The organism is Clostridium sp. Marseille-P2415 (assembly GCF_900155545.1).
Classification (GTDB): Bacteria; Bacillota; Clostridia; order Lachnospirales; family Lachnospiraceae; genus Lacrimispora.
This window is the reverse complement of record NZ_LT732526.1, coordinates 322,283-335,533: the sequence shown is the minus strand read 5'-3', so window position 1 is coordinate 335,533 and position 13,251 is coordinate 322,283. Positions and strand designations below refer to the sequence as shown.

General features: G+C 44.6%; 12 protein-coding genes. 7 read left to right on the top strand and 5 right to left on the bottom strand.

All coding sequences use genetic code 11. From position 1 onward, the window contains the following. The 6 genes from BQ9856_RS06430 to BQ9856_RS06405 form a co-directional block, all read left to right on the top strand. Positions 1 to 1,156, top strand: a 1,156-nt coding sequence (locus BQ9856_RS06430; protein WP_235839164.1) for a TolC family protein, incomplete at its 5' end; no start/stop codon positions are given. Between the two features lie 4 nt (positions 1,157 to 1,160). Further along, positions 1,161 to 2,366 carry a hypothetical protein gene (locus BQ9856_RS06425; RefSeq protein ID WP_077610299.1) on the top strand — a complete coding sequence of 402 codons (1,206 nt, stop codon included), beginning with the start codon at positions 1,161 to 1,163 and terminating at the stop codon, positions 2,364 to 2,366. A 454-nt stretch (positions 2,367 to 2,820) separates the two neighbouring features. Beyond that, positions 2,821 to 3,492, top strand: coding sequence for a response regulator transcription factor (locus BQ9856_RS06420; protein WP_077610298.1), 672 nt, complete (start codon positions 2,821 to 2,823; stop codon positions 3,490 to 3,492). Beyond that, positions 3,489 to 4,583, top strand: a complete 1,095-nt coding sequence (locus tag BQ9856_RS06415) for a HAMP domain-containing sensor histidine kinase (protein WP_077610297.1) — start codon at positions 3,489 to 3,491, stop codon at positions 4,581 to 4,583. Before BQ9856_RS06420 ends, BQ9856_RS06415 begins: the two co-directional genes overlap by 4 nt. A 49-nt stretch (positions 4,584 to 4,632) precedes the next feature. After that, the gene (locus BQ9856_RS06410) at positions 4,633 to 5,172 is read left to right on the top strand and encodes a hypothetical protein (protein ID WP_077610296.1); all 540 of its coding nucleotides are present in this window, start codon (positions 4,633 to 4,635) and stop codon (positions 5,170 to 5,172) included. Positions 5,173 to 5,280: 108 nt separating this feature from the next. Next, positions 5,281 to 6,996, top strand: coding sequence for an ATP-dependent metallopeptidase FtsH/Yme1/Tma family protein (locus BQ9856_RS06405; protein ID WP_077610295.1), 1,716 nt, complete (start codon positions 5,281 to 5,283; stop codon positions 6,994 to 6,996). 149 nt (positions 6,997 to 7,145) lie between these two features. On the opposite strand, the gene BQ9856_RS06400 is transcribed toward BQ9856_RS06405, so the two are convergent. Beyond that, entirely contained in the window at positions 7,146 to 7,928 is a 783-nt protein-coding gene (locus BQ9856_RS06400) for an IclR family transcriptional regulator (RefSeq protein ID WP_235839163.1), read from the bottom strand. Positions 7,929 to 8,068: 140 nt separating this feature from the next. Next, positions 8,069 to 9,370: an ABC transporter substrate-binding protein gene (locus BQ9856_RS06395; RefSeq protein ID WP_077610293.1), complete on the bottom strand. Its 1,302-nt coding sequence runs from the start codon at positions 9,368 to 9,370 to the stop codon at positions 8,069 to 8,071. A 166-nt stretch (positions 9,371 to 9,536) separates the two neighbouring features. On the opposite strand from BQ9856_RS06395, the gene BQ9856_RS06390 reads away from it, so the two are divergent. Continuing rightward, positions 9,537 to 9,722 (top strand): hypothetical protein, encoded by a 186-nt coding sequence (locus BQ9856_RS06390; protein ID WP_077610294.1) that lies wholly within the window; start codon positions 9,537 to 9,539, stop codon positions 9,720 to 9,722. Between the two features lie 149 nt (positions 9,723 to 9,871). On the opposite strand, the gene BQ9856_RS06385 is transcribed toward BQ9856_RS06390, so the two are convergent. The 3 genes from BQ9856_RS06385 to BQ9856_RS06375 all read right to left on the bottom strand — a co-directional run bounded on the left by BQ9856_RS06385 (position 9,872) and on the right by BQ9856_RS06375 (position 13,245). Then, positions 9,872 to 10,654, bottom strand: coding sequence for an IclR family transcriptional regulator (locus BQ9856_RS06385; RefSeq protein ID WP_235839163.1), 783 nt, complete (start codon positions 10,652 to 10,654; stop codon positions 9,872 to 9,874). Positions 10,655 to 10,794: 140 nt separating this feature from the next. After that, on the bottom strand, positions 10,795 to 12,096 hold the full coding sequence (locus BQ9856_RS06380; protein ID WP_077610293.1) for an ABC transporter substrate-binding protein: 1,302 nt from the start codon (positions 12,094 to 12,096) through the stop codon (positions 10,795 to 10,797). 42 nt (positions 12,097 to 12,138) lie between these two features. Beyond that, positions 12,139 to 13,245: a glycoside hydrolase family 172 protein gene (locus tag BQ9856_RS06375; protein ID WP_077610292.1), complete on the bottom strand. Its 1,107-nt coding sequence runs from the start codon at positions 13,243 to 13,245 to the stop codon at positions 12,139 to 12,141. Positions 13,246 to 13,251 lie beyond the last annotated feature (6 nt).

Sequence of the window (13,251 nt, the reverse complement as noted above, 5' to 3'; positions counted from 1 at the left end):
ATTCAGGATGAGAAAATGGAAACAGATCAGCGCATGCTGTCTTGCGGCAGTGCTCACTGTTTCCGGACCGGCGGCCACAGCCTGGGCCGGCAGTCCGGAATTTGCCAGGACCCCGGAGGAATGGGCGAAGCTTAAAGATAATGTGATGGAGTATGATGAACTGTCAGGTCTGATTCATGAATACAATGTGACGGTCCAGAAAAACCAGCTTGATATCAATGACAAGAAAAAGGATGACCGGATCACCAGCGACGATTATGCCCAAAAGTACCGGGATGCGGCCAGCGATTACCGGAGTTCTATAAGTGGAGATGATCCGGCTTCAGACGCCCAGAATGCGGTCAATGCCGCAACGGCTGATGAGCAGGCAGACAAAAACGTAGAGGATCTTACTGTATACCAGCTCACTTATGATCAGGAAGAAGCAAATCTGGTGGCAACAGCCCAGTCTTCCATGATTTCCTATTTTCAGCAGACATATGAGCTGGAAAGCGCAGAGGACAGTTTAGTGCTTCAGCAGGCGGTATACCAGTCCACACTGGCAAAGCAGAGCGCAGGTATGGCAACCCAGACCGACGTGCTGACAGCCCAGGAGAGCATACAAAATACCCAGACCTCCATTGAAAAACTTCGTGGATCAATCGAAGAGACAAGGCAGAAGCTCTGTATTATGCTGGGCTGGAAGTATAACGATGCTCCCGAAATAAAGGATATTCCGGCCGTGGATATGGAACGCATTGCGTCCATGAACCCGGAAACGGATAAGGAAACCGCCCTTCAGAATAATTACACCTTGAAAATCAATAAACGGAAATTGGAAAATGCAATGGCGGACATCACCAAGAATACATTGAAACGAACGATTTCCAGTAACGAACAGAACATAAACACGGAACTTGTTAAGAGCTATCAGGCAGTTCTGCAGGCCAAGGCATCCTATGAACAGGCGGCTGCGGAATACGATCTGGAAAGCAAAAACATGGATACGGCCGAGCGGAAACATCAGGTCGGCATGATGAGCCAGCTGGATTACCAAAAGCAGAAAAATGCGTATAACACAAAGAGCATTGCCGTAAAGACGGCTGAGCTTACTTTGTTCCAGGCAGTTCAGACTTATGATAACGCAGTAAATGGGCTGGCTTCGGCGGGAGGCTGATGAGATGAGAAGAAGATGTTTTCAATCGTTCTGCCTGGCAGCTTTGCTCACTGCAGCTGCGGTCATGCCATCTTACGGGGCAGTCGGTCCCGGTCAGGCAGAAGAACCCATTCCTGATGGGGTAACAGAGGAGCAATGGAGCAAACTGAACGATCAGGCCATTGAATTTGATGAGTTGCCGGATCTGGTCCGGTATTTTAATCCCAGTATGTTAAATACTGTAGATACCATCAATAATTCCATAGGCAATTTACAGTACATCCACGATGAGATGAGAAGCTACATCTCTGACCTTAAAGATGATGCAGATCAATTAAAGGATTCAGGTGCCACAAGCACCCCGGAAGGAATGGAGCAATACATGACCCTGGAAGGGATGGTAAAGGGAATGAAAACCTCGGCGGAAGGCATGGGAAGGTCCTTAGAGTATATGAGCCGTCCCAATTCCTCGGTAAATTCCAATATCAACCAAGTCGCGAAAAACTATACTTATTATGCCAATCAGGTAATGATCGGCTATAACAGCGCCGTAGCCAACCGGTCTATGCTACAGAAAGTGGCGGAGATCAGTTCCGCGGCTTTGGAAGCCAAGAAGTTAAGCCATCAGCTTGGAATGGCGACGGAAGCAGATTTGCTGTCCGCCAATAAGGAAGTGCTGTCCGCCCAGTCCTCTCTTCTGAACATAAGCAATACCATTGACAGTTTGCGGCGGTCCCTGTGTTTTATGACCGGTTATTCTACGGATGCAGCGCTAACGATCGGCGGGATTCCGGAACTGGATATGGGAGCCATATCTGCCATTGATTTAGAGGCTGACACGGCAAAAGCCATAGGAAATAACTATAACCTCATCTCCGAACGTCATGGGAAATCCAATCAGACCACGACCGGGATGAAGAACAAAGAGGCCAGGGTTTCCGATGGAGAGCAGAATGTTGCCGTAACCATGCAGTCCCTTTATCAGGCGGTGATACAGGCAAAATCCGCATATGATGCTTCCTGCACCTCTTACGAAAAAGCGGTATTGGAAAAGGGAAAGGCGGACCGGTCCTTCCAGCTTGGCATGTTAAGCAAGATCAGTAATCTGCAGGCCCAGATGGCATTTTTACAGGCGGAAAGCGCAAAGCAGAGCGCCTATAACACCCTGTATCAGGCTTATGATACCTATCAGTGGGCGGTTGACGGAATTATTATGACTTCGGCACAGTAGGCCTGGGACAATGCTTCGTTTCTTAAAGCGCAGGTATGGACCCGCTTGTTTCCGTAGGAGTAAAAGCTCCTGCGGAAATACCACGAATTGGTAATAAGGTTATGCCCGGTGAAGCGGGCACACTGTGAGCAAGCAGCGAAGCGAATTGCGAATATCCGCTTTGACTGCACTCAAATCGATAATTCTTCCTCCATTGCTTAACACCGGACCTAAGCTTCTATTTCCGCTAAATAGAAGCCGGCACCGGTCTTATCTATTTTCTCATTAACAATTCTTAAACAATTCAGCAACAAAAACGAAATATAAAAAAAGTAATATGCAATTAAAAAAGGATCCTATTTTACTATTGCATTCAATCTGGTATGATATTAATATCATTAAGTCTCATTCAATAAGATGCTGCAAATAAAATAACTGAATGCTTCCATAGTAAAACGATCCAGGAGGAAACAGCATGATACATATTCTAGTAGTCGAGGACGATGCAAAGCTGAATCAAATTGTATGTGCATATTTAAATGACAGCGGGTACAAGGCCAAAGGATGCTCAAATCCCCACGAGGCGTATAATTTAATGTATAACAATCTATACGATCTCATCGTTTCAGATATCATGATGCCGGAAATCGACGGGTTTGAATTCGCCAAAACAGTGCGCCAGCTAAACAGGACCATCCCAATTTTATTTATGTCAGCTAAGGATGACATCATCTCGAAGCAAAGGGGCTTTCAGATCGGCATTGATGATTATATGGTCAAGCCCATCAATATGGATGAGCTTGTCATGCGGGTAGGCGCCCTGCTGCGGCGCACCAATATTATGGAAGAACGGAAAATGACGGTAGGGAACCTCTTCATGGATGCAGATGCAATGACCGTGGCAATTAACGATGAGGAGGTCCTCCTTACCCTTCGGGAATTTAATATTCTGTATAAGCTCCTCTCCTATCCGAAAAAAACATTTACCCGTGCCCAGCTCATGGACGAATTCTGGGGAGTCGACAGCGAAACCAGCCTTCGGGCTGTAGATGTCTATGTAACGAAGCTGAGGGATAAGCTTTCCACATGTGACGGTTTTCAAATTGTGACCGTCCGGGGGCTTGGATACAAGGCGGTGCTGCTATGACCAAAAAACAGAAATCCTCTGATCCAAGAGTAAAGGCGAAAGTGTTTCCTCTGTCCAGCTTTATAATCTCTTTCATCGCGCTTTGGGGGCTGACTACCAGCCAAATGCTGATTCTTCGGAATTATCTGGATTATGATAAGCTTCTTACGGGGTATATAGTAGTAGCATTCCATGTCTACTGGATATTCATTGCTTCCGCATTCACCCTGTTCACCCGGTTTCAGTTCAACCGCCACTATCAGAAACCAATGGAAGAGTTTGCCAAAGCCACACGAAAGGTGGCGGAAGGCGATTTTTCCGTCTATGTACCGCCGAGGCACCTGCCGGACAAGATGGACTATCTGGATGCTATTTTTATGGATTTTAATACCATGGTCGAAGAACTGGGAAGCATAGAGACTTTAAAAACTGATTTCTTTTCCAATGTATCCCACGAGATCAAAACGCCATTGGCCATCATCCAGAATTATGCACAGGCACTTAAAAATGAAAAACTGACCTCCTCCCAAAGAGAGCATTATATTAATACGATACTGGAATCCTCCTTACGCCTGACGGATCTGATCACCAACCTCTTAAAGCTCAACAAGCTGGAAAAACAAAATCTGCAGCCGGTATCCGAGCCATATGATCTATGCTCCCAACTGTGCGAATGCGCCCTGCGTTTTGAGGATTTATGGACGAAAAAAGAAATCAATTTTGTGGCGGATATTGAGGAACGTGCCATCATTCAGGCTGACTTTAGCCTATTGGATATGGTGTGGAACAACTTAATCTCCAATGCAATCAAATTTACCAAGCCAGGCGGAACCGTCACTTTACGGCAGCGCTCCATACAGGATGAGGTGATTATCTCTGTATCCGATACCGGATGCGGAATGAGTGAAGAATCCATGAAGCACATTTTTGAAAAGTTTTATCAGGGAGATACTTCCCATTCCACCGAAGGGAATGGGCTGGGACTTGCACTTGTATTGCGGATCCTGCAGCTAATAAACGGCACCATTACAGTCACCAGCGAATTGGGGGAAGGAACTGTATTTACGGTCCGCATCCCCGTCATATCCAAAGCCATACATACGAATGAATGATTTACAGACATTTCACAAATAAACAGGAAAAACACAAGGAGGGGGTTAAATGAGCGAGATCACAAGGGGAGGCAGTAATTTTATCGGATATGAATATAAGGAGGTAATCTCCAGCAATGAACGGGCATCCATGTATCTGGATGGCTACATGAATTTTGGCTGGCTTCCGGACGAAAACATACAGCCATCCAATGCCATGGGGAAAGTAACATTTAAGTTAAAGCGGGATCGCAAAATACTTAACAAAACGGAGCTGACACGTCTTCAGCGCCATTTTGAAGCCTGTATGAACGAAATCGATGCAATGGAAAAATCAATCACTTCGAATGCAGCCATGCTGGCTATAAACACCGGCATACTTGGAACAGCATTTATAGCAGGCTCTGTCTTTGCAGTTACCAACGACCCTCCCCTTATACCATTATGTATCCTGCTGGCAATCCCAGGATTTACCGGCTGGGTGCTCCCCTACTTCGTCTATCACGCTATCGTGAGGAAAAGAACGGATAAGCTTAAGCCGTTAATCGAGCAAAAATACGATGAGATTTATGAAATCTGTGAAAAAGGAAATAAGCTGCTGATAAACTGATTTTCTGCATATTCCATTCCTGCCAGAAATTGTACATGGAAAGACATACAATAAAAGAGGTACAATGAATACAGCAATTTTGAATTTAAATGATATGGGAGGTATTTTATGAAACGAATCTATTTGATTATTCTGTCGTTTCTGATCCTGCTTAGTATCGGGCTAACCGGATTTTATGTTACAAAAAAACCCGTTCCCGGGATGTCCTACCCTTCTTTTCTGGATGCAGTGGAAAAAAATCAGGTTAATACGGTAATATTCTCCGAAAACAGCAACGCTTTTCAAGCAGAAATCAAATCCGATCCAGACAATTACTATAAAGTTCCAAATCCAAAAACGGAAGATTTTATCGAATTTTTATTAATTCATGATATTAAAGTGGTTTATGGCCAGAATGACGCGGTATCAAACGGGCTTCGCATTTTATTGATAGCAGGAATTGCAGTTGGAATCATATGGTTCGTTCGACGCGGAGGCAATTACACCATGATTTCCGATGCCAGTAAAAAACAAAACCAGGACTCTTTCATTACTCTTGATCAGGTGGCCGGCAATACGGAAGCCAAATCCATGGTTAAGGAGATGATCGATTTTATGAAAGAACCGGAGAAATACTCTGAAATAGGCGCAAGAATGCCTAAGGGCCTGCTTTTATATGGCCCGCCCGGTACGGGTAAAACGCTTATGGCCAGAGCCATTGCCGGAGAAGCGAATGTACCTTTTTTCGCCATGAGCGGTTCTGATTTTGAACAGATGTACGTCGGTGTGGGGGCAAGCCGGATCCGGAATTTATTCAATAAAGCAAAGAAAAGTAAAAAGGCCGTCATTTTTATTGATGAAATTGATGCCATAGGCAAGAAAAGAGCAAGAAATGCTTCTGCCAGCAATGACGAACGCGATCAGACTTTAAACGCTCTTCTTACCGAAATGTCCGGATTTCATGAGAATACAGGGATTGTGGTAATCGGCGCTACCAACAGACTGGATACGCTGGATGAAGCACTTTTACGTCCGGGCCGGTTCGACAGACAGATTGAGATAGGTCTTCCTGATGTTAATTCCAGAAAAAAAATCTTAACTTTACATGGAAAGAACAAACCTTTATCCGAGGAGGTGGATCTGGAAGCACTTTCGAAATCCACCGTATATTTCAGCGGCGCCATGCTTGAAAATCTTTTAAATGAAGCTGCGATTTCTGCTGCAAATGAAAACAGTCAATTAATCCGCCAGATACATATCGATCAGGCATTTTATACTGTGATTGCAGGCGCACCAAAAACAGACCGCAGCTATATAACCCCTCAGGAAAGAAAAATAACCGCATACCACGAAGCCGGCCACGCCCTTGTAACTTCCTTGCTGCTGCCGGAACATTACATTTCCAAAGTGACGATCATACCAAGTGTACGGGGGGCCGGAGGTTTTAATTTAAGCATTCCAAAGGATACCATGTTCCAGACCCAGAGACAGATATCCGCCAATATTCAGGTTCTGCTGGCCGGCAGAGCGGCAGAGGAACTGATCTTTGGCGAAAATGAAATCACTACCGGAGCAGGCAATGATATCCAGAAAGCTTCTTCCTTAATCGTGGATTATATCAATAAATTTGGTATGGATCCGGAGATGGGAATGTTCAGCATGGATGTCCTGGAATCCCGCCATGACGAAGAGTTAATAAACAAATGCCGCAATCTGATGAATCAATTATACGATAATACCAGGGATCTGTTGAAAACCAACCTCGACAAGCTTGGCCGAATCGCAGAAGAACTGCTGGAAAGAGAATCCCTTAACGGGAAAGATATTGAGCGTATCTGTGCCTGAGATTTCTTTAAAAGTCAATTTTATTATGAATCGGGGATATATTCGTTCCTTACTTCACAAAGTTTAAGCCGGATACATACAAGCTATCCGGCCTGGACTCTGAAGTCTACGGAATACCTGCAGCAATGCCCGGGACTTAGCTCATCACTCTAAATAATTCCTGTTAAAGTATTGTTAATCTCTTTTATAATATCCTGAATACGTTCAATATTGGAACGAATATTTTCTACACAAAGAGGGTTGACTGGTCCGCTCACACTAATCCCGGCTATCATTTTGCCTGCCGAATTATATAACGGAAATGCCACACAGCTATTTCCCACTTCACATTCTTCGTCATCAAAAGCATACCCTCTTTTTCTGATCGTATTTAATTCTTTCAATAATTTTGTTTTGGTAGTCAGAGTTTTTTCTGTATACTTTGTAAGCCCTTTCTCCCGGATCAGACTATCCAATTTTTCTTCGCTATAATCCAAAAGGAACAGTTTGCCGATGCCTGTACAATGCATCGGTGCAATTTTACCAATGCGTTTCATGGTATGAAGCATATTTCTTCTGCCTTCGATGGTTTCAATGTATACAATCTGGCCATCCTGCTCAACTGCCAGACATACCAGTTCCCCGCATAAGGCGGCGATCTCTTTCATATACGGATGTACAAAATTCCGCAGATCAAAACGCGAACACACCTGATGTCCTAATACGCATATTTTATAAGTCAGATAATAACGTGATGTTTCTTCTTCCTGTTTTGCATATCCTTTTTCAACCAAAGCCGTAAGGAAACGCAGCAATGTACTTACATTAATGTTTAAAGCCTTAGATATATCCAGTAATCTGACAGGTTCGGACTGCTCAGCCATATATTCTAATATTGTAAGCATTTTCCCTGCTGAGTGATTCGATTTTACTCCTACTCTTGTCTGTTCCAAACGACAATCCTCCTAAACATTTTCAAATCAAATTCTATATGATTCCATAAAAATAGTCAAGGATTCTTTTATTTGACTTGAAAATCATTGTTCCTCACTTCCGCCATGGCAACAGCGAAAGCAAGGCATCTGATTCCCAATTAATTCATATTCTCATCCACCAGCTCCTGCATCATTTTACAGAACTCATCCAGATCCATTTCCCCGGCTGCATATCTCTGAAACAGGATTCCTACATCCGTGATATACTCCATCGAATTTTCCGGCATTGGCCTGGCCTGAAGGCTGGTTGTTTTCAGATAATTCCGCATCTCCTCATAGCCTGTAATATCGAAATCCTCATCCCAGATGACATCCTCCCTTGCAGGCAGCCGGTTCATCTTATTTGCATAGCTTTTACTGCCCTCCCGGCCCGCTGCATACGCCATGAATTTCCGAGCCCCTTCCTTATGCAGGGAAGCCTTATTCAGTACATATTGCCACGTCGCAATATACGTGGTATGGCCGCCGAAATCAGGCAATTGGGATAAGTGGATCTCTTTTCCATAAACACCTGCATCTACAAAGGTATTCATGGCTCCGCCATATAGAAATACAAGTCCATATTTCCCATCAATAAATTTCTGTTCCAGCTGCTCATACTGATCTAAAAGCTGATCCATTGGCGAATAGCCCTGTTCCACACAGCCCTTTAAAAATTTCATGGCTTCCCTGGTTTTCGGGCTGCTCCAGTCATAATAATCCCCACCGAACAGATTGATGAATTCCCCGATTTCATTATAAACATACGTCTTTTCCCATGCTCCGCCATAGGCATAACGTCCTTCTCCATAATCCCAGGCCAAAAACCGTTTAAAGCGTTCCGGTGTACTCACATCCGGAATTCCTGCTTCCTTCAGATAAGCATCATTGATCCACAACATCAAAATATCCATCATATAGGGGACCGAATATATCTGATCACCCTCCATTGCCATCTCCTTTAAATAATCCTGCGGAAAATGAGAGGCGGTTTCTTCATTCATCACATCGTCCTGAAGCGGTTCCAGATAACCGGCATGCTTGAACTCGCTGATCATCTCGTCATTTACGCTGATTACATCCACCGATGTATCCCCCGATGCCAGCAGGGAAGAAATCCTGGCATGCCTGGAATCTGCATTTATAGGGCATTCCACCACATGGATCCGCATATTTAACGTCTTTTCTGCCTCTGAAATGAACGCTTCAAACTCCTTTTTTCCAGCATCCACATGCATGATGGTAATTTCATCTGCATAATCATCCGTTCCCGCCCCGCCGTTTGCAGACTGTATCTCCCCTGGATTCTTTTCCGGTTTTACCCACCCACAGGCTGCGCAGAAACAGGCTGCCAGAATGGCAGCCATAAAAAGCATAATAAAGTGGTACTGATGCTGTTTTCCACAATTCTGAGATTTCATAACCTCTCCCCGCCTTCATTTCTGTAAAACCACAAATCCTGATTATCTGGGCCACCGGTCTTCTTTCTTCATCAGCGCCGGAAACGGCTGGTGAGGTAAGGTCTGATACCAGTAAGCAACGCTTGCCACGTCATCCTGCCGCTCAAAATTTCCCTTANTGTTCAGCATGGATGTCCTGGAATCCCGCCATGACGAAGAGTTAATAAACAAATGCCGCAATCTGATGAATCAATTATACGATAATACCAGGGATCTGTTGAAAACCAACCTCGACAAGCTTGGCCGAATCGCAGAAGAACTGCTGGAAAGAGAATCCCTTAACGGGAAAGATATTGAGCGTATCTGTGCCTGAGATTTCTTTAAAAGTCAATTTTATTATGAATCGGGGATATATTCGTTCCTTACTTCACAAAGTTTAAGCCGGATACATACAAGCTATCCGGCCTGGACTCTGAAGTCTACGGAATACCTGCAGCAATGCCCGGGACTTAGCTCATCACTCTAAATAATTCCTGTTAAAGTATTGTTAATCTCTTTTATAATATCCTGAATACGTTCAATATTGGAACGAATATTTTCTACACAAAGAGGGTTGACTGGTCCGCTCACACTAATCCCGGCTATCATTTTGCCTGCCGAATTATATAACGGAAATGCCACACAGCTATTTCCCACTTCACATTCTTCGTCATCAAAAGCATACCCTCTTTTTCTGATCGTATTTAATTCTTTCAATAATTTTGTTTTGGTAGTCAGAGTTTTTTCTGTATACTTTGTAAGCCCTTTCTCCCGGATCAGACTATCCAATTTTTCTTCGCTATAATCCAAAAGGAACAGTTTGCCGATGCCTGTACAATGCATCGGTGCAATTTTACCAATGCGTTTCATGGTATGAAGCATATTTCTTCTGCCTTCGATGGTTTCAATGTATACAATCTGGCCATCCTGCTCAACTGCCAGACATACCAGTTCCCCGCATAAGGCGGCGATCTCTTTCATATACGGATGTACAAAATTCCGCAGATCAAAACGCGAACACACCTGATGTCCTAATACGCATATTTTATAAGTCAGATAATAACGTGATGTTTCTTCTTCCTGTTTTGCATATCCTTTTTCAACCAAAGCCGTAAGGAAACGCAGCAATGTACTTACATTAATGTTTAAAGCCTTAGATATATCCAGTAATCTGACAGGTTCGGACTGCTCAGCCATATATTCTAATATTGTAAGCATTTTCCCTGCTGAGTGATTCGATTTTACTCCTACTCTTGTCTGTTCCAAACGACAATCCTCCTAAACATTTTCAAATCAAATTCTATATGATTCCATAAAAATAGTCAAGGATTCTTTTATTTGACTTGAAAATCATTGTTCCTCACTTCCGCCATGGCAACAGCGAAAGCAAGGCATCTGATTCCCAATTAATTCATATTCTCATCCACCAGCTCCTGCATCATTTTACAGAACTCATCCAGATCCATTTCCCCGGCTGCATATCTCTGAAACAGGATTCCTACATCCGTGATATACTCCATCGAATTTTCCGGCATTGGCCTGGCCTGAAGGCTGGTTGTTTTCAGATAATTCCGCATCTCCTCATAGCCTGTAATATCGAAATCCTCATCCCAGATGACATCCTCCCTTGCAGGCAGCCGGTTCATCTTATTTGCATAGCTTTTACTGCCCTCCCGGCCCGCTGCATACGCCATGAATTTCCGAGCCCCTTCCTTATGCAGGGAAGCCTTATTCAGTACATATTGCCACGTCGCAATATACGTGGTATGGCCGCCGAAATCAGGCAATTGGGATAAGTGGATCTCTTTTCCATAAACACCTGCATCTACAAAGGTATTCATGGCTCCGCCATATAGAAATACAAGTCCATATTTCCCATCAATAAATTTCTGTTCCAGCTGCTCATACTGATCTAAAAGCTGATCCATTGGCGAATAGCCCTGTTCCACACAGCCCTTTAAAAATTTCATGGCTTCCCTGGTTTTCGGGCTGCTCCAGTCATAATAATCCCCACCGAACAGATTGATGAATTCCCCGATTTCATTATAAACATACGTCTTTTCCCATGCTCCGCCATAGGCATAACGTCCTTCTCCATAATCCCAGGCCAAAAACCGTTTAAAGCGTTCCGGTGTACTCACATCCGGAATTCCTGCTTCCTTCAGATAAGCATCATTGATCCACAACATCAAAATATCCATCATATAGGGGACCGAATATATCTGATCACCCTCCATTGCCATCTCCTTTAAATAATCCTGCGGAAAATGAGAGGCGGTTTCTTCATTCATCACATCGTCCTGAAGCGGTTCCAGATAACCGGCATGCTTGAACTCGCTGATCATCTCGTCATTTACGCTGATTACATCCACCGATGTATCCCCCGATGCCAGCAGGGAAGAAATCCTGGCATGCCTGGAATCTGCATTTATAGGGCATTCCACCACATGGATCCGCATATTTAACGTCTTTTCTGCCTCTGAAATGAACGCTTCAAACTCCTTTTTTCCAGCATCCACATGCATGATGGTAATTTCATCTGCATAATCATCCGTTCCCGCCCCGCCGTTTGCAGACTGTATCTCCCCTGGATTCTTTTCCGGTTTTACCCACCCACAGGCTGCGCAGAAACAGGCTGCCAGAATGGCAGCCATAAAAAGCATAATAAAGTGGTACTGATGCTGTTTTCCACAATTCTGAGATTTCATAACCTCTCCCCGCCTTCATTTCTGTAAAACCACAAATCCTGATTATCTGGGCCACCGGTCTTCTTTCTTCATCAGCGCCGGAAACGGCTGGTGAGGTAAGGTCTGATACCAGTAAGCAACGCTTGCCACGTCATCCTGCCGCTCAAAATTTCCCTTATGACAGGTTCCGATCTGCTGAACGGTTACCCGAAGATCTTCTTCAAACAATACCGGGTCCATGATGTGCCACCGGTAAAATCCCCTCTGCGGCATCGTATCATCATTATGATAATGATTGTGTACATCCCTGTCATGGCTGGAATAATAAGGATACCCCATAAATGGTGTACAATACGTATTTTCTACCGTTTTTCCATCTGCCTGGGACGCATAGCTCCACGCTCCGCCAAAATAATCTTCGGTCCCGGTTCCGCAGATGGTAGGGTATTCCTCATCTCCATCCAGGTAAAACTTCACTTCTCCCTCGCCCCACCAGTAACGCTCCAATGCCGTCAATGCCATATACGTACCTACATAATGCCCTTTTCCCTTTACGTTGTCAAGAATGGTATAATCCTTCTGCTTCCGGGTCAGGCGTTCCCTTCTCCATTGAGCGTGGAAGTACAGGGCATCCTCCGGCAGCTCATCCACCAGGCAATAATCCACCTGATAAAAGAAGGCCGGTACCTCTGCCCCATGCTGATTTTCGATGGTGATCGCCGCCTTTTTACGAAAGGGCATGGGAAAATAGCAGTTCATGCCTCTGGTAGGATTGACTATGACCGGCAGGGAATTGACCGGACAGCCTCTGGCAAACCCGCAGCAAAAGAAGTCTCCCAAAGGGGTTTCGACCGAGGGAGTTTTCTCTCCATCCCAGTACATGCGAAGTACCAGGTCCCGCAGCACATAATAATCCAGTTCTGTCCGGTCTGTAACCGTAATCCAGATATGCTGGATTATACCGGGCCCTTCCATCTCGGCCAGGGTCGTCACACTTCCCGGTGCAAGCCCCCGGATGCAGGGAGACCCTTTCCTGGAAGGTCCTAAGGGGCTGGCAGTCATACCGCCCCTTCCTTTTTCTCCATAAGGATTTTCCGCATTGATTGCGCGGCTCCTCCCATACTTAGCTAACGGAAGCATACCAAAGCCCCCGAAAAATGATTGTATCATGGTATT

Excerpts from the sequence above, each read along its gene's own strand:
- BQ9856_RS06380 (WP_077610293.1), bottom strand. The coding sequence starts at position 12,096 with ATGAAATCTCAGAATTGTGGAAAACAGCATCAGTACCACTTTATTATG.
- BQ9856_RS06395 (WP_077610293.1), bottom strand. The coding sequence starts at position 9,370 with ATGAAATCTCAGAATTGTGGAAAACAGCATCAGTACCACTTTATTATG.
- BQ9856_RS06375 (WP_077610292.1), bottom strand. The coding sequence starts at position 13,245 with ATGATACAATCATTTTTCGGGGGCTTTGGTATGCTTCCGTTAGCTAAG.
- BQ9856_RS06390 (WP_077610294.1), top strand. The coding sequence starts at position 9,537 with ATGGATGTCCTGGAATCCCGCCATGACGAAGAGTTAATAAACAAATGC.
- BQ9856_RS06415 (WP_077610297.1), top strand. The coding sequence starts at position 3,489 with ATGACCAAAAAACAGAAATCCTCTGATCCAAGAGTAAAGGCGAAAGTG.
- BQ9856_RS06405 (WP_077610295.1), top strand. The coding sequence starts at position 5,281 with ATGAAACGAATCTATTTGATTATTCTGTCGTTTCTGATCCTGCTTAGT.
- BQ9856_RS06420 (WP_077610298.1), top strand. The coding sequence starts at position 2,821 with ATGATACATATTCTAGTAGTCGAGGACGATGCAAAGCTGAATCAAATT.
- BQ9856_RS06425 (WP_077610299.1), top strand. The coding sequence starts at position 1,161 with ATGAGAAGAAGATGTTTTCAATCGTTCTGCCTGGCAGCTTTGCTCACT.
- BQ9856_RS06410 (WP_077610296.1), top strand. The coding sequence starts at position 4,633 with ATGAGCGAGATCACAAGGGGAGGCAGTAATTTTATCGGATATGAATAT.